The sequence below is a fragment of the Pseudomonas sp. FSL R10-1339 genome (assembly GCF_009600545.1).
GTDB classification, from domain to species: domain Bacteria; phylum Pseudomonadota; class Gammaproteobacteria; order Pseudomonadales; family Pseudomonadaceae; genus Aquipseudomonas; species Aquipseudomonas bubulae.
This window is the reverse complement of sequence record NZ_WIVQ01000028.1, coordinates 16820-37825: the sequence shown is the minus strand read 5'-3', so window position 1 is coordinate 37825 and position 21006 is coordinate 16820. Positions and strand designations below refer to the sequence as shown.

Annotated in this window: 15 protein-coding genes and 1 tRNA gene; 3 read left to right on the top strand and 13 right to left on the bottom strand. The window is 59.9% G+C overall.

The features are described from left to right. Nucleotides 1-7: 7 nt before the first annotated feature. The 4 genes from GHO03_RS11080 to GHO03_RS11065 form a co-directional block, all read right to left on the bottom strand. The gene (locus tag GHO03_RS11080; RefSeq protein WP_095024765.1) at nucleotides 8-2095 is read right to left on the bottom strand and encodes a TonB-dependent siderophore receptor; all 2088 of its coding nucleotides are present in this window, start codon (nucleotides 2093-2095) and stop codon (nucleotides 8-10) included. A gap of 17 nt (nucleotides 2096-2112) precedes the next feature. After that, on the bottom strand, nucleotides 2113-2823 hold the full coding sequence (locus GHO03_RS11075; protein WP_153379295.1) for an HpcH/HpaI aldolase/citrate lyase family protein: 711 nt from the start codon (nucleotides 2821-2823) through the stop codon (nucleotides 2113-2115). Between the two features lie 301 nt (nucleotides 2824-3124). Beyond that, nucleotides 3125-3200, bottom strand: a tRNA-Asn gene (locus GHO03_RS11070). A gap of 65 nt (nucleotides 3201-3265) precedes the next feature. Next, nucleotides 3266-4462: an amino acid aminotransferase gene (locus tag GHO03_RS11065; RefSeq protein WP_095023547.1), complete on the bottom strand. Its 1197-nt coding sequence runs from the start codon at nucleotides 4460-4462 to the stop codon at nucleotides 3266-3268. Between the two features lie 323 nt (nucleotides 4463-4785). Here GHO03_RS11065 and uvrB point away from each other — a divergent pair, with 323 nt between their 5' ends. After that, nucleotides 4786-6801 (top strand): excinuclease ABC subunit UvrB, encoded by a 2016-nt coding sequence (gene uvrB, locus GHO03_RS11060; RefSeq protein WP_095020062.1) that lies wholly within the window; start codon nucleotides 4786-4788, stop codon nucleotides 6799-6801. A gap of 113 nt (nucleotides 6802-6914) precedes the next feature. Here the strand turns inward: uvrB and GHO03_RS11055 are convergent, their stop codons facing one another. Further along, nucleotides 6915-7337, bottom strand: a complete 423-nt coding sequence (locus GHO03_RS11055) for a RidA family protein (RefSeq protein WP_095024768.1) — start codon at nucleotides 7335-7337, stop codon at nucleotides 6915-6917. A 146-nt stretch (nucleotides 7338-7483) separates the two neighbouring features. Between GHO03_RS11055 and GHO03_RS11050 the strand changes: the two genes are divergently transcribed. Continuing rightward, nucleotides 7484-8635, top strand: coding sequence for an MFS transporter (locus GHO03_RS11050; protein ID WP_095000468.1), 1152 nt, complete (start codon nucleotides 7484-7486; stop codon nucleotides 8633-8635). A gap of 114 nt (nucleotides 8636-8749) precedes the next feature. On the opposite strand, the gene GHO03_RS11045 is transcribed toward GHO03_RS11050, so the two are convergent. From GHO03_RS11045 to GHO03_RS11010, 8 genes are all read right to left on the bottom strand, one after another. Further along, nucleotides 8750-11098: a TonB-dependent receptor gene (locus GHO03_RS11045; RefSeq protein ID WP_232527615.1), complete on the bottom strand. Its 2349-nt coding sequence runs from the start codon at nucleotides 11096-11098 to the stop codon at nucleotides 8750-8752. Between the two features lie 228 nt (nucleotides 11099-11326). Further along, nucleotides 11327-12304, bottom strand: coding sequence for a FecR family protein (locus tag GHO03_RS11040; RefSeq protein ID WP_153379293.1), 978 nt, complete (start codon nucleotides 12302-12304; stop codon nucleotides 11327-11329). A gap of 23 nt (nucleotides 12305-12327) precedes the next feature. Further along, nucleotides 12328-12822 carry a sigma-70 family RNA polymerase sigma factor gene (locus tag GHO03_RS11035; protein WP_095000470.1) on the bottom strand — a complete coding sequence of 165 codons (495 nt, stop codon included), beginning with the start codon at nucleotides 12820-12822 and terminating at the stop codon, nucleotides 12328-12330. Between the two features lie 84 nt (nucleotides 12823-12906). Then, complete coding sequence (locus tag GHO03_RS11030; RefSeq protein WP_153399826.1) at nucleotides 12907-14226, bottom strand: MFS transporter; 1320 nt, start codon at nucleotides 14224-14226, stop codon at nucleotides 12907-12909. 182 nt (nucleotides 14227-14408) lie between these two features. Then, nucleotides 14409-15839 carry an efflux transporter outer membrane subunit gene (locus GHO03_RS11025; RefSeq protein WP_153399824.1) on the bottom strand — a complete coding sequence of 477 codons (1431 nt, stop codon included), beginning with the start codon at nucleotides 15837-15839 and terminating at the stop codon, nucleotides 14409-14411. Beyond that, entirely contained in the window at nucleotides 15836-16900 is a 1065-nt protein-coding gene (locus tag GHO03_RS11020; protein ID WP_153379289.1) for an HlyD family secretion protein, read from the bottom strand. The genes GHO03_RS11025 and GHO03_RS11020 overlap by 4 nt, the downstream gene beginning before the upstream one ends. Then, nucleotides 16897-18435 carry an MFS transporter gene (locus tag GHO03_RS11015; RefSeq protein WP_372241729.1) on the bottom strand — a complete coding sequence of 513 codons (1539 nt, stop codon included), beginning with the start codon at nucleotides 18433-18435 and terminating at the stop codon, nucleotides 16897-16899. The genes GHO03_RS11020 and GHO03_RS11015 overlap by 4 nt, the downstream gene beginning before the upstream one ends. A 218-nt stretch (nucleotides 18436-18653) precedes the next feature. After that, nucleotides 18654-19562: a LysR family transcriptional regulator gene (locus GHO03_RS11010; protein ID WP_153399822.1), complete on the bottom strand. Its 909-nt coding sequence runs from the start codon at nucleotides 19560-19562 to the stop codon at nucleotides 18654-18656. Nucleotides 19563-19877: 315 nt separating this feature from the next. Between GHO03_RS11010 and GHO03_RS11005 the strand changes: the two genes are divergently transcribed. Further along, the gene (locus tag GHO03_RS11005; protein WP_095000476.1) at nucleotides 19878-20978 is read left to right on the top strand and encodes an FUSC family protein; all 1101 of its coding nucleotides are present in this window, start codon (nucleotides 19878-19880) and stop codon (nucleotides 20976-20978) included. Nucleotides 20979-21006: the final 28 nt, after the last annotated feature.

The window sequence follows — 21006 nt, the reverse complement described above, 5'->3', positions numbered from 1 at the left end:
GCGCGGTTTAGAAGCGGTAATTGACGCCTAAGGTGAGCGAACGCTCTGGCGCGGGTTGACGACCCCAAGGGCTGGTGTCGATACCTCGGAAATAGTATTCGCGGTTGAACAGGTTACTGATGCCCGCCGAGGCGGTCAGGATGCTCTTGTCGGCCAGCGGGAACTCACGTTCGATAGCCGTGTTCCACACCCAGTAAGAAGGCAGTTCACCCACGCTGGCAGAGGCGTTTTCTTCGCGGGTATTGGCAGCGTCGGTGTAGGCCTTGCTGATGTAAAGACCGTCGAGGTTGTAGGTCCAGTGCTCGGCAAAACGGTAGCGGGCATCCACCATAAACTGGTTTCGCGAGGAGTACGGCACTTCGTTGTCTTTGTAAGTGCCGTTGCGTTGTTTGGCATCGAGGTAGGCATAACCGGCATGCAGGTCCAGATCACGCATGGCCTGCGGGGTCCAGAAAATATCGGTCTCGAAACCCTGATGACGTGTGCTGCCAAGGTTGTCGAAACGGTCGGTGGTAGCGTTGTAGACAATCTGGTCATCAAAGTCGATGCGGTACAGGTTGAAGTCGACACGCATGCCCTCCCACGGGGTGTAACGCACACCGGTCTCGTAGTTCCAGGCCAGCTCGGCACCGACCGCGCCTTCCTTGACGATCTGCGTAACCTGAGGTGGACGCAGGGACTTCTGCGCGTTGGCATAGACATACCAGGCGTCGTTGGCCTGGTAACCCACGGTCAGGCCCGGCAGCCATTCTTCAGACTTGTTCTCGCGCTCGAACCCGGTGATGCCATCGCTGTAGTTCATGCGCGCGTTTTCATAGCGCGCGCCGGGGGTGATGGTCAGGCGATGATCAAGCAGGCTGATGGCGTTGCTGATGTAGAAGGCACGGGCGCTGTCATCGAATTTCCAGTCGCGAAACGGTGCAGTCACACCCGTAGCCAGACTCTGCCGGTTGACCTTGTAACTGATGTCTTCGCTGACATAGCGGGCACCGAGTAGCCAGGTCTGGCCGACGGTGTCGCCATCGATGGTGGCGCTGATGCGCGGCTCCGAACCCCAAACCTTGAAGTCACGCGGGCCGTCCTGCTTGGTCACGGCCGTACCGTCCGGAGTGAACGGCAGGCCTACGACGAAATTGCGGTAGCTGTTGTGGGCAAAGTTGGTCCAGCTGAACTCCACCGAATCGAACGGCCCCATGGCGCCAAGACGCTGGGTGTAAGTGCCCCACACACGATCCGTGTCACCCTCGAAGCGGTCCAGCGGGCGCGTTGACTGGCGCGGGTCGTCCTTGTAGTCCTTGACGCTGAGGGCACCGGCCAGGTCCATGTCGGCCTTGTAATGCTGAACGCCGAAACTCAGATCCCGGTCATCATCGATGTTCCACTGGCCGCGCAGGCGATAGTTCTGCACATCCGTATCGGAGTGCTCGCGCCCGTATTCGCCGCTCAGGGTATTGATGTCCAGTTGCAGCCCGAAGTTGTCGGTCAGGTAGCCGCCGGTGCCCAGATAGGTATCCCACAACTGGCGCCCGCCAGCATTGAACGTGGTTTTCTCCTGCAGGGTGGTTTCCCATTCGCGGGGAATCGGCTTGCTGATGAAGTTGATCACCCCGCCGACGTTGTTCGGACCGTATTGCACCGCTGCGCCCCCGCGCACGATATCAACCCGGTCGACCGTGGCCATGGTCATTGGGAACAGCGACAGGCCGGTCTGGCCATAGGGTGCCAGCGCGAGCGGGATGCCGTCCGACAAGGCCTGGATGCGTCCGCTGCGGCTCTCGTACAGGCCGCGCACCGAAATCTGGGGCAGCGCACCGGTACCGGTCTCGTCGAAAATCTTGATGCCCGGAACCCGTTGCAGCGCATCATCCAGGCCACGGGTGCTGGCTTTTTTCAGGTCGCTCGAATCGATGACGCTGCGACTCCCGGCATAGGTACGCACTTCCTGATCGCTGGCGGCACCCAGTACATCGCCCTCAATCGTCATGGGCGCCAGCTCAACGCTATGGCCGGGGGGTTGTTGATCGGCGGCCATGGCAGCCTGGCAAATACCCAGTGTCATGAGGCTCAGTGAAAAGTGTAGGGATATTGTTTTCATTGGACTACGTCGACTCATTATTGCTGTTGGAGAGAATGCAGGCGGGCTTTGAGTGCGTTATGCAGCAAGCCACGGTCTTCACCGGCCAGAAAACTGCGCACGCCGCGGGCGCGCCATAGCGCGTTCTGTTCGACGGTGCGGGGGTTGGCGCAAAAAGCGACGCCGGCGCCAAGACAGGCGTCGGCCATGCCTTGCAGGGTTTGCCAGACCCGAGGATTGAGAGGATCAGGCCCCAGGCCGAGATCGAGGGCCAGGTCCAGGGCGCCTTCCATGATCATGCCGACCCCGTCCAGTTGCAGGATGTCGCCCAGCGCGTCAACACCGGCGCGGCTTTCGATCATGGGAATGATGGGGGTCTGGCGGTTGGCCAGATCGATGTATTCGGGCAGTGGCAGGCGACCGAAGCCGGTGATGCGCCCACCGGTCATGCCGCGCTTGCCCAGGGGCGGAAAAAAGGCCGCCTCAATGGCGCGCTGAACCTGTACGGCGCTTTCGGTGCGTGACAGCACGATGGTTTCGATACCGGCGTCCAGCGCCCTGCCGATCAGTTTCTCGTCCACTTGCGCCATGCGCAGCCAGGGCGAAATACCTGCGGCCTCACATGCCCGAACACAATGCATGATGTCTTCTTCGGAGCGCAGCAAGTGCTCCAGATCAAGAATTACAAAGTCGTAGCCGGCAAACGCGAGCATCTCGCAAAGCATGGGTGAAGGCAGGGAGTTGAGCATGCCATAAACAACTTTCCCGTCTTGTAGCCGGGAAAAAACCGGAGAAGTTTTTATCACTGACACAGGTCCTTTTAGCGAGGCAGCACTGGTGCCAATAATAATCATTCTCAGATATAGGTAAACGATTTTTATTATCGAATAGCGATATTCGTGACGAACATCTTAAAAAAAACGTTTCAGGTTGTAGGAAAATGGCCATAAGCCATTGTTTTGCTGAGGTCCAGGTCCAGGGGGGAGAATCTGTACCTTGCCAAATTTCAGGCAAAAAAAAGCCGCTATCGCTAGCGGCTTTTTTACTATCTGGCTCCACGACCTGGACTCGAACCAGGGACCCAATGATTAACAGTCATTTGCTCTACCAACTGAGCTATCGCGGAATGGCGTCTATCTTACTGATATAAAAAGAGAAGTCAACACTTTTGCTGACTTCTACCTGCATTATTCAGATGACCTGAACAATGGCGTCGGTTACCGCCTCAATGTTGCGCTGGTTCAAAGAAGCCACGCAGATTCGGCCGGTATCAAGGGCATAAATACCGAATTCGGTACGCAGACGCGTTACTTGTTCAACGGTCAGACCGGAGTACGAGAACATGCCACGCTGACGTGCAACAAAGCTGAAGTCATGCCCAGGAGCCTTTTTCGACAGCAGCTCAACCATTTGCAGACGCATGCCACGAATGCGCAGGCGCATTTCTGCCAGCTCGTCTTCCCACATCGCACGCAGCTCAGGGCTGTTAAGCACGGCTGCAGCAATGGTTGCACCGTGAGTCGGCGGGTTGGAGTAGTTGGTACGGATCACGCGTTTGACCTGGGACAGCACACGGGCGCTCTCTTCCTTCGATTCGGTGATGATCGACAGTGCACCGACACGCTCGCCGTACAGAGAAAACGACTTGGAGAACGAGCTGGAAACAAAGAAGCTCAGGCCCGAGCCGGCGAACAGGCGTACTGCTGCTGCGTCTTCGTCGATGCCGTCGCCAAAGCCCTGGTAGGCCATGTCCAGGAACGGGATCAGGCCTTTGGCCTTGACCACGTCCAGCACGTTCTGCCAGTCGGCCGGGGTCAGGTCGACACCGGTCGGGTTGTGGCAGCAAGCGTGCAGCACAACAATGGAGCCGGCCGGCAAGGCATTCAGATCTTCGAGCATGCCGGAACGGTTGACGTCATGGCTGGCGGCGTCGTAATAACGGTAGTTCTGCACCGGAAAACCGGCGGCTTCAAACAGTGCACGGTGGTTTTCCCAGCTTGGATCGCTGATCGCGACTACTGCGCCTGGCTGCAGTTGCTTAAGGAAGTCAGCACCGATTTTCAGCGCGCCGGTACCGCCAACGGCTTGAGTGGTGATCACCCGGCCAGCTGCCAGCAACGGCGACTCGGCACCGAACAACAGCTTTTGCACGGCCTGGTCGTAGGCGGCAATACCATCGATCGGCAAATAACCGCGCGACGCGTGCTGGGCAACCCGGATCGTTTCGGCTTCGACAACGGCACGCAAGAGCGGAATTCGTCCCTCTTCGTTGCAGTAAACACCAACCCCCAGGTTCACTTTGCTGGTACGGGTATCGGCGTTGAATGCTTCGTTGAGGCCCAGGATAGGATCGCGTGGTGCCATTTCGACAGCGGAGAACAGGCTCATTATTACGGCGGCTCTGAATGGGGAATGGAGGGGGTGACAACGCTCCAGCCGATTGCACTAGAGCGGTGCACAAACGGGGAGCAAGTATAAGCCCGATCAGGATTCGGGCAACAGCCTATTGCCGGTTTTACCCAAGTATTTGAGTTTATTTTCAGGCCACTGGTCTAATTGCAATCTTTGCCGATATGCCCGTATCAGAGCTGTACCTTGAAACAGTCGAACATGACCTCCATATTTAGCCGTATCCTGTTTTTTCCTGCGGCCTGAGTCGCATGCACTTATAAAGGCTACTGCTTTTATAGAAGCAAACCCTGAGGTCCTTCATGCCCGATTTTCAGCTTGTTACCCGCTTCAAGCCCGCAGGCGATCAACCCGAAGCCATTCGCCAGATGATTGAAGGCATCGAAGCCGGCCTGTCGCACCAGACCCTGCTCGGGGTAACCGGTTCGGGCAAGACGTTCAGCATTGCCAACGTGATCGCCCATGTGAACCGCCCCACCCTGGTGCTGGCGCCCAATAAAACCCTGGCTGCCCAGCTGTACGGCGAGTTCAAGTCATTCTTCCCGAACAACGCGGTGGAGTACTTCGTCTCGTACTATGACTACTACCAGCCCGAAGCGTACGTGCCCTCCTCCGATACCTTTATCGAGAAGGATGCCTCGATCAACGACCATATCGAGCAGATGCGCCTGTCCGCAACCAAGGCCCTGCTGGAGCGCAAGGACGCGATCATCGTTACCACGGTGTCGTGCATTTATGGCCTGGGCAGCCCCGAGACCTATCTGAAGATGGTGTTGCACGTCGACCGTGGCGACAAGCTCGACCAGCGCGAGTTGCTGCGCCGCCTGGCCGATCTGCAATACACCCGCAACGATATGGACTTTGCCCGCGCCACCTTCCGCGTGCGCGGCGATGTGATCGACATCTATCCTGCCGAATCGGATCTGGAGGCGGTGCGCATCGAACTGTTCGATGATGAAGTCGAAAGCATCAGTGCCTTTGACCCGCTGACCGGCGAAGTCATCCGCAAGATGCCGCGCTTTACCTTCTACCCCAAGAGCCACTATGTGACACCGCGCGAAACCCTGCTCGACGCCGTGGAAGGGATCAAGGAAGAACTCAAGGAGCGGCTCGAATACCTGCGGTCCAACAACAAGCTGGTCGAGGCCCAGCGCCTGGAACAGCGCACCCGCTTCGATCTGGAAATGATCATGGAGCTGGGTTACTGCAACGGCATCGAAAACTACTCGCGCTACCTTTCGGGCCGCGAGTCCGGGGCCCCGCCACCGACCCTGTTCGACTACCTGCCGGCCGACGCGCTGCTGGTGATCGACGAGTCTCACGTCAGCGTGCCGCAAGTGGGCGCCATGTACAAAGGCGACCGTTCACGTAAAGAGACCCTGGTGGAATATGGCTTCCGCCTGCCCTCGGCACTGGACAACCGGCCGATGCGTTTTGACGAATGGGAACGCATCAGCCCGCAGACCATTTTTGTTTCCGCCACCCCTGGCAACTACGAAGCCGAACATTCGGGCCGCGTGGTCGAGCAGGTGGTGCGCCCCACCGGCCTGGTCGATCCGCAGATCGAAGTGCGTCCGGCCCTCACCCAGGTCGACGATTTGCTCTCCGAGATTGCCAAGCGCGTGGCGCTGGAAGAGCGTGTACTGGTCACCACCCTGACCAAACGCATGTCCGAAGACCTCACCGATTACCTGGCCGACCATGGCGTGCGGGTACGCTATCTGCACTCGGATATCGACACCGTGGAGCGCGTCGAAATCATCCGCGATCTGCGCCTGGGCGTATTTGACGTGCTGGTGGGGATCAACCTGCTGCGTGAAGGGCTGGACATGCCCGAGGTGTCGCTGGTGGCGATCCTGGACGCCGACAAGGAGGGCTTCCTGCGCTCCGAACGCTCGTTGATCCAGACCATTGGCCGGGCGGCGCGTAACCTCAATGGCCGGGCGATTCTGTACGCTGATCGCATCACCGGCTCGATGGAACGCGCCATTGGCGAGACCGAACGCCGGCGCGAGAAACAGATCGCTTTCAACCTCGCCAACGGCATTACGCCCAAAGGCGTGTTCAAGGATGTCGCGGATATCATGGAGGGTGCGGTGGTGCCGGGTTCGCGCAGCAAAAAGCGCAAAGGCATGGCCAAGGCCGCGGAAGAAAACGCCAAGTACGAGAACGAGCTGCGCTCGCCCAGCGAGATCAGCAAGCGCATTCGCCAACTGGAAGAAAAAATGTACGCCCTGGCCCGCGATCTCGAGTTCGAGGCGGCAGCGCAAATGCGCGACGAAATCGGCAAACTGCGCGAGCGGTTATTGCAGGTTTAACGCCCCACATTGTCCCTGTGGGAGCGGGCTTGCTCGCGATTGGATCGATGCGGTGTATCAGGTAAACCGCGCCGTTTCTATCGCGAGCAAGCCCGCTCCCACAGGGCAATCTCTCAGACGGCTACCGCCGCTACCGCCTCGACCTCAAACAACATCTCATCCAGCGCCAGGCGCGGCACCGGGATCAAGGTGCAGGCCGGGGCCGGCAGCTCCCCCCATACCCGCTTCACTTCGGCGCCCAAAATCTGCAAGCGCTCCAGGCTGTGATCCACGATCAATACGGTGATCTTGGCCACGTCCTTGATCTGTGCATCGGCCGCTGCCAGGGCGATCTGCAGGTTGGCAAAGGCCTGGCGCACCTGCTCGGCGAAGTCCGTCGACAGCTCACTGTCGGCGTTCTCGCCGCCCTGGCCGGCGGTGTACACCAGCCGCACATTCGCGGCCACACGGGCAACATGGGAGTAACCGTTGGGCGCAGGGTCATACAGCCCGACGGGGTTGAGCAACAGCACTGCGGAGTCAGAATTCTTGTCCATAAAATACGCACCAGTGGCAGTGGGATAAGCAAGCGCGCTATTCAACCACTCTCGCCAAGCCGTACGCCAGCGCCCTCGCGACACAGGCCGCAAATATGCAAGGATGTTACGCCGCAGCGCACCAAAGCCGTTTTCCAAGGATGACCATGACTGCCATCACCACCCAAATGCCCCTTGTGCCGGGGCGCCTCGAACAAATGTCGACCCGCATTGCCTTTTTCATCGCCGGTTTTGGCCTCGCCGCCTGGGCGCCACTGGTGCCCTACGCCAAAGCCCGTGCGGGACTGGACGAGGCCACTTTGGGCTTGTTATTGCTGTGCCTGGGCGCGGGCTCAATCCTGGCGATGCCCATTGCCGGCATCCTCGCCAGCCGTTATGGCTGCCGCCGGGTGCTGGTGGGCGGCACGCTGTTGATCTGCCTCGCGCTGCCACTGCTGGCGACGGTCAGTGCCATACCGCTACTGATCGCCACACTGTTCTTGTTTGGCGCTGGGCTCGGCGCCGTCGACTCCACCGTCAACTTGCAGGCCGTGATCGTCGAGCGTGCCAGCGGGCGCACCATGATGTCGGGTTTTCATGGGCTGTTCAGTGTCGGCGGAATTGCCGGTGCGGCCGGGGTCAGCGCCCTGCTGGCGCTGGGCCTGACGCCGCTGTGGGCGATTGTGGTGGTGATTGCATTGATCCTCGCAGCCCTGCTCAAGGCTGCTCCGCACCTGCTGCCTTATGGCAGCGAAAGCAACGGTCCGGCGTTTGCCGTGCCCCACGGCGTGGTGCTCTTTATCGGCTTGCTGTGCTTTACCGTGTTCCTGGCCGAAGGCGCAATGCTCGACTGGAGCGCCGTATTCCTGACCTCCGAGAAAGGCATTGGCGATGCCTATGCCGGGCTGGGTTATGCCGCGTTTGCCTTGACCATGACCGCGGGCCGACTGATGGGCGATACCATCGTCAAGCGTCTGGGTGCGCGGCTGGTGATTGTCCTGGGTGGGTTGTTTGCCGCCGCGGGCATGGCCCTGGCAACCCTGGCACCGAACTGGGAGTCAGCATTGCTCGGTTATGCGCTGGTGGGCGCAGGGTGTTCGAATATCGTGCCGGTGCTGTACACCGCCGTGGGCAAACAGACCGTAATGCCGGAACATATCGCCGTGCCAGCCATTACCACCCTGGGGTATGCGGGGATTCTGGCAGGGCCTGCGGCCATCGGCTTTATTGCCCATGCCAGCAGCCTGGGCGCGGCCTTTTTGCTGATCACCGCCATGCTGATAGCCGTAGCCATCAGCGGGCGGATTTTGCGGGTTTAGAGCGAGCCCCTCACCCCAGCCCTCTCCCGGCGGTAGAGGGGGCCGATGGGTGGTGTTGCACAAATTTGCTTCTGCTTTTAGTCCCCTCTCCCTCCGGGAGAGGGTCATTTTGGCTTAAAAACCAACACTCGCCTGCACAAAGAACGTACGCGGCTCGCCAAGGTAAATCCCCGCGTTGTTGTCGCTGGAGCGGGTGTAGTACTCCTGGTTGAACAGGTTCTTGATCCCCGCTCCCACTTTCAGGTTTGACGCTTCAGGGCCGAAGTCGTAACCGACTCGGGTGCTCCAGGTCGCATACCCAGGAATATCGCCGTACTGGCCATCCGGGGTCGGATCAGTGATGTACACCCCGCCAGTGCCCGGCGCGTGCTGCTGGGACTGGGCAAACATGTCCAGGTTGTAGGTCCAGCGGTTGACCACGTAACGCGCCCCGAGGTTGACTACCTGGCGCGAATACAGCGGCAGATCACGCCCTTTGAAGTTCGGGATGTCACCCTCGGACGTCGCCTTGGTGTAGGTAAAGCCCGCATTGACCGACAGGCCGTCAAGGCGTGCGTCCAGTGCCGACATATCGTAGTGAACCGAGGTCTCGATACCCTGGTGCCTGGTCGCGCCCAGATTGGTCCAGCCCACATCGTTGCTCACATATTGCAGCTCGTCGGCAAAGTCGATGTAGAACAGCGTCACTTCACCGCCCCACACACCATTGTCGTAACGCGTACCCAGCTCATAGGTCTTGGCCTTTTCAGGACGCAAACCCGCTGCGGTCGCATCGCCGACACCGCCCTGGCCCAGCTGGAAGTACTGCAGGCTGCCGAACGAGGTCTCGTAGTTGGCAAACAGTTTCCACGCGTCCGACAGGTGATACATCACGCTCAGGGCCGGCAGTGCTTCGCTGCTGTCGATGCTGCGGTTTTTTTCCTGCACTGGTTTGCCGTTATTGCCCAGTACCGGGCGGTCGTGCCAGTTGGTGCTGATCCGCTCAAAGCGGATACCCGGGGTGACCGTCCAGTTGCCCACATCGATCTTGTCATCGATATAGAACGCGTTGGCCTCGGTGCCACCTGTGCGATCCTGATACACATGACCGTCTGCCCCGGGCCCCGGCACAGGCACGTTATTGACCAGGTACACCTGGCTGGCCTCTTCATGCATCGCCTCTTTGAGGTAGCGATAGCCCAGCCCCACTTCCTGCGTGACCGGCCCCAGGGTGAACACATGGGACACCCGCGGCTCGATACCGAAGGTGTGGTAACTGCGCGGATACGAAGCCAGGGTTTGCAGATTGCGGGCTGCAATGTTGCTGCCACGGAAGCTGTCGGTGTAATAGGTCAGGACTTCAAACTGGGTCTGGTCGTCGATCTGACGCAGGTACTTGAAGGACACATCCTTGCGTCGCCCGGTAAAGTTGTCGTAGTCACGCAGCGACTGGTACGGGTCAGCGTCAAACTGCTTTTGGGTCAGGCCACCGGGCATGTCCGCGGTGGCGTCGTAGTAGTGGAAATTGAGGGTGAAATCATCCTGGTCGGTGGGTGCCCAGTGGGTCTTGAGCAAGACGTCATCGATATCGTTGTCGTTGTTGCGCGCGCGATAGCCATCACCCTTGACTCCGGAATACAGCAATGCAGCACCGATACCGTTGTCCGCCGTGCCGCCGAGAAATGCCGATTCAATATGTTTCCAGCCACCACGCTCGGAGGTTTCCAGGGTTGTGCCGACCTCGCCCTGGAAGGTCTCGGGGATGGCCCGGGTCACAAAGTTGATCACCCCGCCCACGTTTTGCGGCCCGTAGCGCACCGAGCCGGCACCCCGCACCACGTCGATGCTGTCCAGGTTGCCCGATGAAATCGGTGCCATCGACAATTGTGGCTGGCCGTAGGGTGCAAACGCTGCCGGAATACCGTCAATCAGGACGGTGGAGCGCGGTGACAGACGCGACGTCAAACCCCGCACCCCCACGTTCAGCGAGATATCACTGCCGCCCGTGCCGTTGGACTCCTGCACCTGAACACCCGGGATACGCTTGAGGGCATCACTGACGTTCATCGTGCCCTGCTCGACCATCGCTTCGCGACGCACCACTGTCCGCGCCCCCGGGTGGTTCTGCACCACCGCGTCATTGGCATCGCTCAGCCAGTTGCCGACCACCTTTACATCCACCGGCCCCAGTTCCAGCGGCCCGGACGCTGGCGCAGCAGCACTGACCGTGGGCGCCGCACGCAGGGTTACAGCATCACCGTCAAGCTCGTAGCTCAAGCCACTGTCCTGCAGCAGTCGGGCCAGCGCCTGTTCTGGCGACAGGTTGCCATTCACCGCCGGAGCCTGCTTGCCAGCCACCAGCTGCGGGCTGAAAAACACTTGCAATGCCGTTTGCTGCGCCAGTTGGCTCAGGGCCGAGCCCAGGGGCTGAGATTGAATATGGATCACAGCCGGCGCAGATTCGCCAGCAAAAGCACAGGGCATTGCCGCGCTCACCGCCAGGGCCAAAGCCAGCGGTAGCAGGCGCGTCCGGGCGACAGAAGATGGAATGCTCAGGGGTGTTTCAAGCGAGGATAGTCGCCCACGAAGATTGTTGTTTTTCACGTCGAGTCTTGCCCTATGGATCGCACTTGAGTGCAACTGTTAATACAAACCAGTTGCAGTTGATCAAGAAGACGAAGAACTCGAAAAAAACCTGAATCCCCAGCGCAATTATTTTCTGGCAATGATCTCCTGGCTGCCATCTGCGCGGGTTTTGATAGCCACCGGGAGGATCTGCGGCAACGCCTTGAGCAGGGCATCGGTGTCATCGGTTTTGAATACGCTGGAAAGCCGCATTTGCGCCAGCGCTGGGGTGCTGACGTGCAGCGGCTTGTCGCGATAGCGCGAGACCTCGGCGGCCACCTCGCCCAGACTGGCATCTTCAAATACCAGTTGCCCCTTGCGCCAGGCCGTCAGCGTCCCGGTATTGACTGCCTGCGCGGCCGCCACATGGCCCCGGGCATCGACCACGGTACCCAACCCGGCAGTCAGGTTGACCTGTGCATCCGGATGGCCTCCCTGGACCCGCACATGCCCTGATTCCACCGCAACCCGCGTCTGCTCGGCTTCGCGCAGCACATCAAAACGGGTACCGGTCACCGTTACCCTGCCGGCCCCGGCCTGCACCACAAATGGCCGCTCCGGATCATGGGCCACACTGAACATGGCTTCGCCCTGCTCCAGTTCAACATTGCGCTGCTCACGCGCAAAGCTGACGCGCACACGGCTGCGACCATTGAGTTCAATGCTCGAGCCATCAGGCAAATCAAGGGTGCGCTGCTCTCCCAACACCGTGGCAAATTCGGCGTGATAACCCGCCGACGACTGCAGTTGCATCCATACACCCGCCCCCGCCGCCACGGCCACAATACCTGCGGCCAGCCCGCAAGCCAGTAACGAAAGGCGTGTCGGCTTCGCCACCGGCACTTCACACAGCGCCCGCATGCGGGCCCGGGGCAAGAGATCGGCGGCTGACCACAGGCTGGCCAGCCACTGATACTCCGCCTCATGGCTGGCATGCTGCGTACGCCAGGCTTCAAACTCGGCCTGCTCGCACGCACCCAGGGTTTGTGCTTGCACCCGGGTAAACCAGGTGGCCGCCGCATCACGCACGTTGGCGCTGCCACAGGTACAGTCTCGTGTATCCATCCTGCAATCCTTTACCGATGTCATCACGGCGCCTCCACCCGTTCACGCAGATGGCGCAGGGTGCGGATCATATACTTTTCCACCATGTTCCTGGACAGCCCCAGGCGTTCGGCAATCTCGGCCTGGGTCAGGCCTTCGATTTTCTGCCAGACGAAAACCTTGCGACAATTGAGCGGCAGTTCCTGCAAAGCCCTTTCGACCGACTCAGCCAACTGGATAGCGCGCATATACTGCTCCGGATCGCCGGTTTGCGACGAACTTGGGGGAACGGCAGCCAGCTCCTTGGCGTCGCGTAACTCCTGGCGGCGAAAACCGTCTACCGCAATATTGCGTGCAGTCTGATGCAAATAGGCGCGTGGCTGCTCAACCGCATCCGGGTTGGATTCAAGCACGCGGACAAAGGTGTCATGGGCCAGGTCTTGCGCCTGCTGCCGATTGCGCAGGCGCCGGGTCCAGGTGCCGATCAACTCTTCGTAGTGTTCAAAGAAGCCCGTTCTACGGGGCACTTTCTGAGTCATCGCACAGGACTGCACAGGTGGGGCGCGAATAGTAATGCTTCCTATTAGAGCCAGCAATCACCCGGATGACAGAAGGTCTTCGCACTACATTTCGGCCTTGGCCAGCAAACGCCTCTCAACCGCTGTAACACCGCTGAAACCGTAACGCCATGCAGTTGACAGGCCCACCAGCCCCATCAGCGCACAAAACCCCAGGCACACCCAGGGACTCCACGGCATCAGCGCGATCAGCAGCAACGGCGTGGTACTTGCCCAAAGCGCATAGGCGATATTATAGGTAAAGGAAATCCCCGAAACCCGGATCGGGGCCGGGAACAGTCCGACCATCACCGACGGCACCACCCCGACAATCCCGCAGGTCAAGCCGGCGAACGCATAGGCCAGGCCGGGCAAAACCCACTCCCCGACCAGGCTGGCATACAACACGCCAATGCCCAGCGGCAGCAGCAGACTGTACAGTGCGATGCTGCGCCATACGCCGATACGGTCAACGATCAACCCGGCCAGCACACAGCCTATATTCAAAAATACGATACCCAGGCTGCTCAACGCAAAGGTATGGCTGGCAGCCATGCCGAAGCGCTGCTGCATCACGGTCGGCGTGATAACCACAAACACCACAACGGCACTGGTGAGCACGCAGGTCAGCAGCGCTGCCGGCAGCAATGAAGCTCGGTGCTCGCGCAATACTGTGCGCAAGGGGAACTCGGCCCGACCCTCTTTGCGTTCACGCAGGGCCAGAAACACCGGCGTTTCACTGAGCCAACGGCGCAACCACACGCCAATCACCCCGAACACGCCACCGAGCAGGAACGGAAAGCGCCAGGCGTAATCGAGGATTTCTGCCGGGGTAAACAGCTGTGCCAGCAGTGTGGCGGTCAAGGCCCCGATCAAGTAACCAAAAGTCAGCCCGGCCTGCAAAAAACCAAGGGCAAAGCCGCGGCGACCGGCCGGCGCATGTTCGGCCACAAACACCCAGGCACTGGGTACTTCGCCACCGACCGCTGCGCCCTGCAGGATGCGCAGGGCCAGCAGGATCAGCGGGGCGAAGTAACCGATTTCGACGTAAGTGGGCATGATGCCGATCAGCAGGCAGGGCAGCGCCATCATCAGGATGCTCAGGCTGAATACCCGTTTGCGCCCCAGGTGATCGGCAAAATGCGCCATCAGAATCCCGCCCAGCGGACGCGCCAGATAGCCGGTCACAAAAATCCCGAAGCTTTGCAGCAGACGCAGCCATTCGGGCATGTCCGGGGGGAAAAACAGCTGGCTGAGGGTCAGGGCAAAGAACACGAAAATGATAAAATCGTAGATCTCCAGCGCCCCGCCCAGGGCAGCAAGGCCCAGGGTTCTGTAGTCGGAACGGGAAAAACGCACCGTTGTGGCTTGGGTATCGGCAGACATAAATAGGCTCAATATGAACGGGGCACGCCTATATTGGCGTTTGCGGTCGAAGGCGCGAGCATAGCAAAACCTGTGGGCAATCACTCATTACCTGAGGGAGCTGGCTTGCCTGCGATGCCGGCACTGCGGTTTGCCGGGATAACTTCGTCAATGCGCCCGCTCCCACCAGAATCTGCAAGCAGCTAGCCCTGCCCCCCCCCACCCAGCGCCGCAAACACATCCACCAGGGACAACGAGACCTGCGCAGTGCTGTCCACCAGCGCCGCTTCGTTGGCCAGCAACGCGTTTTGCACCGTGAGTACGTTGAGAAAGTCCACCGTACCCTGGGCATATTGCTGGTGCACGCTGTCCAGCGCCCGCTGGCTATGCATCACCGCCTGCTGCAGGCTGTCGCGCCGGCGCTGGCTGGCCTGATACGCCACCAGCGTATCGTCCACCTCATGCCAGGCGCGCAATACGGTTTGCTGGTAGGCAATGCCCGCCTCCTGCTGGCGCCCTTCCTGCAACTGCAAGGCCCCCTGCAAACGCCCGCCCTCGAACACCGGTACGCTCAAGCCCGGGCCGAATGCAAAATTGCGCGAGCCCCAACTGCCCAGATCCGACAGCTGCGTGGCTTGAAAACCGATACTGCCGGACAGGGTAATCCGCGGATAGAAGTCCGCCTCGGCCATGCCGATCGCTGCAGTGGCTGCATGCAATCGGGCCTCGGCACGACGAATATCGGGCCGCCGTTGCGCCAATTCGCTGGGCAGACCGATCGGCACATCGGCGCCATAGGCCGGCACCCCTGCCGCTGCGCTCAATTGCGCCTGCAAGGCTCTTGGCTCGCGGGCCAGCAGCAAGCCGAGAGCATTGATCAACTGTGCACTGCGTTGCTGCAAGGGGGCCTGACGTGCTTCGATCTCGGCCACTTGGGCGCCAGCTTCAGACACCTGCAAATCCGTAGCCACGCCCTCCCGCAGCTGCAACCGGGTCAGTTCCAGGCTGCGGCGGGCGATTTGCAGGTTTTGCTCCACCACGGCCAATGCCTGCTGAGTGCCGCGCAACTGAATATAGTGCTGCGCGGTCTGCACGATCACCAACAGTTGCACCGCGTTACGGTCCTGCACCGCCACTTGTACCGAGGCATCAGCCGCTTCCACCGAACGCTTGACCCGGCCCCAGAGGTCAGCCTCCCAACTGAACCCAAGGCCACCATTCCACAGGTTGAAAGCCTGCTTGCCACTGTGCCCGGAAGGGTCACTCAAACCTTTCTGGCTGTTACGGCTCCGACTGTAAGCCGCCGTTGCACCGACCTCGGGCAAGGTGTCGGCGTTGATCTGACGGCGGATAGCCAGGCTTTGTTGCAAGCGGCTTGCAGCCAGTTGCACATCAAAGTTGCGCTGCTGCGCCTCGCGCACCAGCGCCGACAATTGCCTGTCGCCGAAACGGTCCCACCAGTGCAGGTCCACCGCTGTTTGCAGCGCATGGTTGTGCCCCGCCTCAGTGGGTACCGACGCCCAGTTCGCAGGCAACTTGGGCACGGGAGCCTTGAAGTCCGGGCCGACCACGCAACCACTCAGGCTCAGTACGCTGTAACAGGCCACAGCCAGGGCCACTGCAGTTTTGTTCATCGAGTGCTGACCTGCTGATCGTGAGCCATTGCCGTGTCGATGGAGGCATCCACCGACATCCCCAGGCGCAATTGGCTGGCCAGTAACTGCCCGTGATCCAGAGTGACTTTCACCGCAATACGTTGCGCCACTTTGGTGAAGTTGCCCGTGGCGTTATCCGGAGCAATCGCCGAGAACGTCACCCCCGTGGCCGGGGCGATGCTGTCCACGGTGCCTTGCAGGGTCTGCCCCGGAAAACTGTCGACCTTGATCGTCACACGCTGCCCTGCCTGCATGTGGGTGAGCTGGTGCTCGAGAAAGTTGGCCACCACATAGGCGTCGGCCAGCGGCACCACCGCCAGCACGGTGTCGCCGGGTTTGACGTAAGCGCCAAGGCGCACACTGCGACGCCCCACCACACCGTCAAACGGTGCCAGCAGTTGTGTATGCGACAAGTCCAGATCGGCCCGTGCCAGTAAGGCCTCGGCATACTGCACCGAGGCTTGCGCGGCCGTAGCCCGGGCGGCCAGCACCCGGGTTTGCTGGCGAGCAGCTTCCAGTGCAGCCTTGTGCTGTGCCAACTCGGCACGCGCGGTGAGCGAACGGTTTTTCGCCTGCTGGGAGTTCTGCAGCGTGCCTGCGCCCTGCCCGGCCAGATGCTGATAACGCTGCAACTCATGCTCGGCAAATTCGACTTGCGCCAGATCCGCATCGACCGTGGCCTTGGCCTGCTCGATCAACGAACGCTGGCGTTCCAGCATCGCCAGGGCATTGACCCGTTGTGCCTGTGCCGTCGCCACGCTGGCTTGCGCAGCCTGCACGGCAGCGCGGTAGTCCTGCGGATCGATCCGCGCCAGCAACTGACCGGCCTTGACCGGCTGGTTATCCTGCACCAGCACCTCGTCGATAAACCCCGCCACTTTTGGCGCAATCAAGGTGTAATCGGCGCTGACAAAGGCATCATTGGTGTTCTGCACGGTGCCCGTGGCAAAGACCAACCGCCACAACCCGTACAGCACGATCACTGCCAACGCGACTGCGCCGACCAGAACCCAGGGCTTGCGCCCGTTTGTTGTACTCATTTCACAACTCCAGCAGCTGTGCCCGGCGCGTAGATCCGCGTGGGGCCAAAAGGAATTAACACAATCAGAAAAAGCGCCAGGACGGCCATGTACAGATAAAGATCGGAACTGGTCAGCACCACGGCCTGCTGATGAACCCGGCGCGCCAGGTCTGTGCCGGAATTGACCAGCGGCGAGTTGCCCAGCCGATCGAGCAACATGGTTGAGTGATAGTGCTCGCGATTGAGCGTCAGCACCCCCAGCACACTGCTTGCTGCCACCGCCGAAAACCCTTTGACGGTGTTGAACCAGGCCGATGCAAACGGGCCATCCGCCGGGTTCAGGCCGCCGGTGGCGAGCATCAGCAGAGGAATCACTGCCATGGGCTGGGCGATGATCTGTATCGCCTGCAAGCTGTAAAAATTTTCCCGGTTCCACACCGAGGTAACTTGCGAACCGATGCCGCAGGCCAGCGCCAGCAACCCCAGACCAATGGCCAGCACCCAGCGACAATCGACCCAGCGCAGATTGCACAACGCAACGACCAGTGGCAGCGCAATCAATTGCGGCAAGGCCACCAGCAACATCACCGGCGCGGTTTCGAGGGGGCGATAGCCCTGCACCTGAGCGAGGTAACTGGACGGAATATTGATCACTGCCAGCAACACAAACAACACCCCGCCCAGCGTCAACAATGCATGGGCAAGATTGCGGATTTTCAGCAGTTGCAGCTTGAAAAACGGCAGCGGATGGGACCACTCATTGATAAAGAACAGCACCATCAGGGCCGTGCCGGCGACGATAAAAAAACGGATCATCGGCGACTCGAACCAGTTCAGGCGCTGACCCAGCTCCAGCGCCAGTACCAGCATGATCAACCCCGGCAAACCCAGGAGCAGGCCGCGCCAGTCAAACTGCTTGAAACGCTCCAGACGCAACGGGTCTTGCGGCAAGCCCCAGGCCACGCAGGCCATCGACAACAGGCCCAGGGGGATGATTTGCCAGAACGCCCATTGCCACCCGGCGTACTCCACCCACCAGGCCGATAACGGCGTGCCGAAGCTGGGCCCGAAAGTGGCCGTCAGCGCATAACTGCCCAGGCCATACAGGCGAATGCCCGGCGGCAGGAAGCGCAACGCCACTGACATCAACATCGGCGGCAAGGCCCCACCGGCAAAGCCTTGCAAGGTGCGCAGCAGCATCAGCGCATCAACATTCGGAGCCAGAGGGCAAAGAATGCCCAACAGTAAAAAGGCGCCGATGGCACACAGGGTAAAACGGCGCAGGGAAAAGGTGGCTGCACACCACGGCGCAAAGGCCATGGCACTGATGGACGTGGCCGAATACACCGCCAGCAGCCAGGTGCTTTCGTCATAACCGATACCCATCGCCCCGCGGATATCGGGCATGGCCACCTTGGTGACATTTTCGTTGAACCCCGACACCAGCACGGCCAGCAAAACGCCCAGCAGACCGGTAAAAATCCGCAGGCCAAACGCCGCACTGCTGGCCGGGGCCGGGGTGGGAGCCACAGCACCCGCAACCAGCGCCGTCACAGCGCAGCTCCAGGCGCCAGACTGCGCCCATGGTCAAACCGCCAATACATGGCTGACTCCGTCGTCTTGATAGATGACAGAAAGTTTAATCAGCCGGCATAGCTATAAAAATTGATAAATAACTAACTGTGGAGTGCGTCAGACGCAACCATTGTAATGTTGACTCCCTCCCCGTAGCAGCTGCCTCGTTCCTTCGGCAGCGGCTACAGAGGTTGCGGTCAAATCACCGCGTTGTCGCAAAAGGTCTTGAGGGTACGACGCAGCCAGCGGTGGGCATGGTCGTTATCCAGCCGCGGATGCCAGGCCTGGACAATATCCACCGGCTGCAGGGTGATCGGCAGCTCGAACGGGCGCAGTTTGAGGCCCAGTGGCTCCAGGTTTTTGAGCAGCACCTGGGGCATCAGCGGCAGGATCAGATCCTCCCCTGCCAGGGCAAAAATCGCCGAGTAGAACGTCGGCGTGGTAAACGACACCCGACGCTCCAGCCCCAGTTCGGCCAGCAGCGCATCAATCGGCCCGCGGGCATGGCCCCTGCGGGACACACTGATGTGGTCAAAACTGGCAAAGCGCCGGGCCGTAACGGGCTCATCGAAAATCGGATGCCCTTCCCGTGCCAACCCCACAAACGGACAGGTAAACAGCCTCTGGACCTTGATATCCGGGCTGAAGCGGTTAGTGGCGCAGATAGTCAGGTCAATGCGACCTTCATTCAGTGCCTCGTCATCAGTAAAACCCTCAGGTACCACCCGCAACGTAGCCTTGGGCATCTCCAGGGCCATTTGCTGGCGCAGTGCTGCGCCATACACACCAAAAAACACGTCATTGGCGCGAATGCTGAACGTATGCTCCAGCTCACGCAAATCACTGTTCTGGCTCTGGGTGAACACCCCGTGCGCCAGCTCCACCACACCGCGCACCTGTTCACGCAACTCCAGTGCACGGGGCGTGGGCACCAGGCCACGCCCTGAACGCACCAGAATGGGGTCGTTCAATACCTCGCGAATCCGGGTCAGGGTGCGACTCATGGCCGGGGCACTCAGGTTCATGCGTCGGGCAGCACCCACCACAGAGCCCTCTTCGAGCAAGACATTCAAGGTAACCAGTAGATTCAAGTCAGGTATTTGCATGGAGCAAAGGGTATCGGCTAACGCTCCCCCTGCCTAGCCAACCAGCAATGCACCATTGTTGCGCAGCAGGTAAAACAGTTTCGCTCACTCTTAGCTAGCTAACTAAGAGTGGCATTGATACATTGCCGTTCGTCAGGTTTGCGCCTGACGCTCTCTTTGGTTGAGATTTTTGGCCATTACCGGATCCCCATGATGGTAATGGCCTTTTTTACGCCTGCCGCTTTTCCTGCCCCACGATAGAGCCATCCCCAGTGGTGGACCCGCCAGACCTGAACTACGCTGCCAGCCCAATCCACTACAGCAATTGGGGACTTTATGCGGCTGGGTAAAAAGATTTCGAATCTGGAACAGTTGGTCTGCAAAAATTACCGCTGGATCCACGCCACCCGCATCAGCCTGGCGTTCCTGATTACCTTTGTTGTCATCCGCTTCTTCAAGCTCGACGGCGCCTCCTATGCCCTGATCACCATGCTCATTGTCATGGGACCACAGCCCTACTGGGGCAACGTATTCTCCCGGGCCCTGCAGCGTACCGGCGGCACAGTACTGGGCGCGCTGTCCGGGCTGGTGGCGCTGTATCTGGAGATGCACTCTTTTAGCCTGATGCTGCTCTGGTGCGCGGTGATGATGTTTATTGCCGGCTACCTGACCCTGGGCAAACACCCCTATATGGCCCTGCTGATCGGAGCAACCCTGGCGGTGGTCAGCTGCGCCCCGCCCAATGACATGGAGTCGGCACTCACCCGCAGCGGCTATGTGCTGGCAGGTTCTTTGTTGGCCATGCTCTACACCAGCATTTACCCACAGCGGGCCTATACCGACCTGCGGATCAAGTTCAGCGAGAGCCTGGGCAAGATCAATACCCTGTACTCGCAATACTTCTCCCCGCGAATCCCCGAACGCCCCAATCTGGATGATCAACTGAAGAACGAACTGGACGCGGTCATCAAGTTGCGCAACTACATCACCCCTGCCAGCAACGAAAGCAACCTCAAGCCACAAGTGTTCGAGTCCCTGCAAACCCTGCACCGCAACCTGCTGGCCACCATGAGCCTGATGATCGATGCGTATTGGTCATCACGGGAAAGCCACCTGCTGATCGAAAGCGAGCCCGCCTTGAACGGTCTGCACCAGTTGATCCCGCAAGCGCTCGAATCGCTGCAGAACAAGCTGTGTATGGGCATTTCCAACAACCAGATCAGCGGCGAACTGCGCCAGAAAGCCCACGATCTCAAGGAGCTTGTGCTCAAGAGCCTGGACGGCAAGATCACCGAGACACCCTTTTATGCCTATGTCTGGCTAAGCCTGGAGATGCTCAGGCAATTGACCGAACTCAATGACCAGTTGCATGCCGCGCTGTACCACTGCGGCCATCGGCATTTGTTTAAAAACGACAAGTTGCCCGACGAAAAATAACGTAACACCCACAGCAAAAAGTTACATC

What these genes read in the sequence shown, in the direction of transcription:
- GHO03_RS11080 (WP_095024765.1), bottom strand. Translation starts at nt 2,095, where the DNA reads ATGAAAACAATATCCCTACACTTTTCACTGAGCCTCATGACACTGGGT.
- GHO03_RS11075 (WP_153379295.1), bottom strand. Translation starts at nt 2,823, where the DNA reads ATGCTCAACTCCCTGCCTTCACCCATGCTTTGCGAGATGCTCGCGTTT.
- GHO03_RS11065 (WP_095023547.1), bottom strand. Translation starts at nt 4,462, where the DNA reads ATGAGCCTGTTCTCCGCTGTCGAAATGGCACCACGCGATCCTATCCTG.
- uvrB (WP_095020062.1), top strand. Translation starts at nt 4,786, where the DNA reads ATGCCCGATTTTCAGCTTGTTACCCGCTTCAAGCCCGCAGGCGATCAA.
- GHO03_RS11055 (WP_095024768.1), bottom strand. Translation starts at nt 7,337, where the DNA reads ATGGACAAGAATTCTGACTCCGCAGTGCTGTTGCTCAACCCCGTCGGG.
- GHO03_RS11050 (WP_095000468.1), top strand. Translation starts at nt 7,484, where the DNA reads ATGACTGCCATCACCACCCAAATGCCCCTTGTGCCGGGGCGCCTCGAA.
- GHO03_RS11045 (WP_232527615.1), bottom strand. Translation starts at nt 11,098, where the DNA reads ATGCCCTGTGCTTTTGCTGGCGAATCTGCGCCGGCTGTGATCCATATT.
- GHO03_RS11040 (WP_153379293.1), bottom strand. Translation starts at nt 12,304, where the DNA reads ATGGATACACGAGACTGTACCTGTGGCAGCGCCAACGTGCGTGATGCG.
- GHO03_RS11035 (WP_095000470.1), bottom strand. Translation starts at nt 12,822, where the DNA reads ATGACTCAGAAAGTGCCCCGTAGAACGGGCTTCTTTGAACACTACGAA.
- GHO03_RS11030 (WP_153399826.1), bottom strand. Translation starts at nt 14,226, where the DNA reads ATGTCTGCCGATACCCAAGCCACAACGGTGCGTTTTTCCCGTTCCGAC.
- GHO03_RS11025 (WP_153399824.1), bottom strand. Translation starts at nt 15,839, where the DNA reads ATGAACAAAACTGCAGTGGCCCTGGCTGTGGCCTGTTACAGCGTACTG.
- GHO03_RS11020 (WP_153379289.1), bottom strand. Translation starts at nt 16,900, where the DNA reads ATGAGTACAACAAACGGGCGCAAGCCCTGGGTTCTGGTCGGCGCAGTC.
- GHO03_RS11010 (WP_153399822.1), bottom strand. Translation starts at nt 19,562, where the DNA reads ATGCAAATACCTGACTTGAATCTACTGGTTACCTTGAATGTCTTGCTC.
- GHO03_RS11005 (WP_095000476.1), top strand. Translation starts at nt 19,878, where the DNA reads ATGCGGCTGGGTAAAAAGATTTCGAATCTGGAACAGTTGGTCTGCAAA.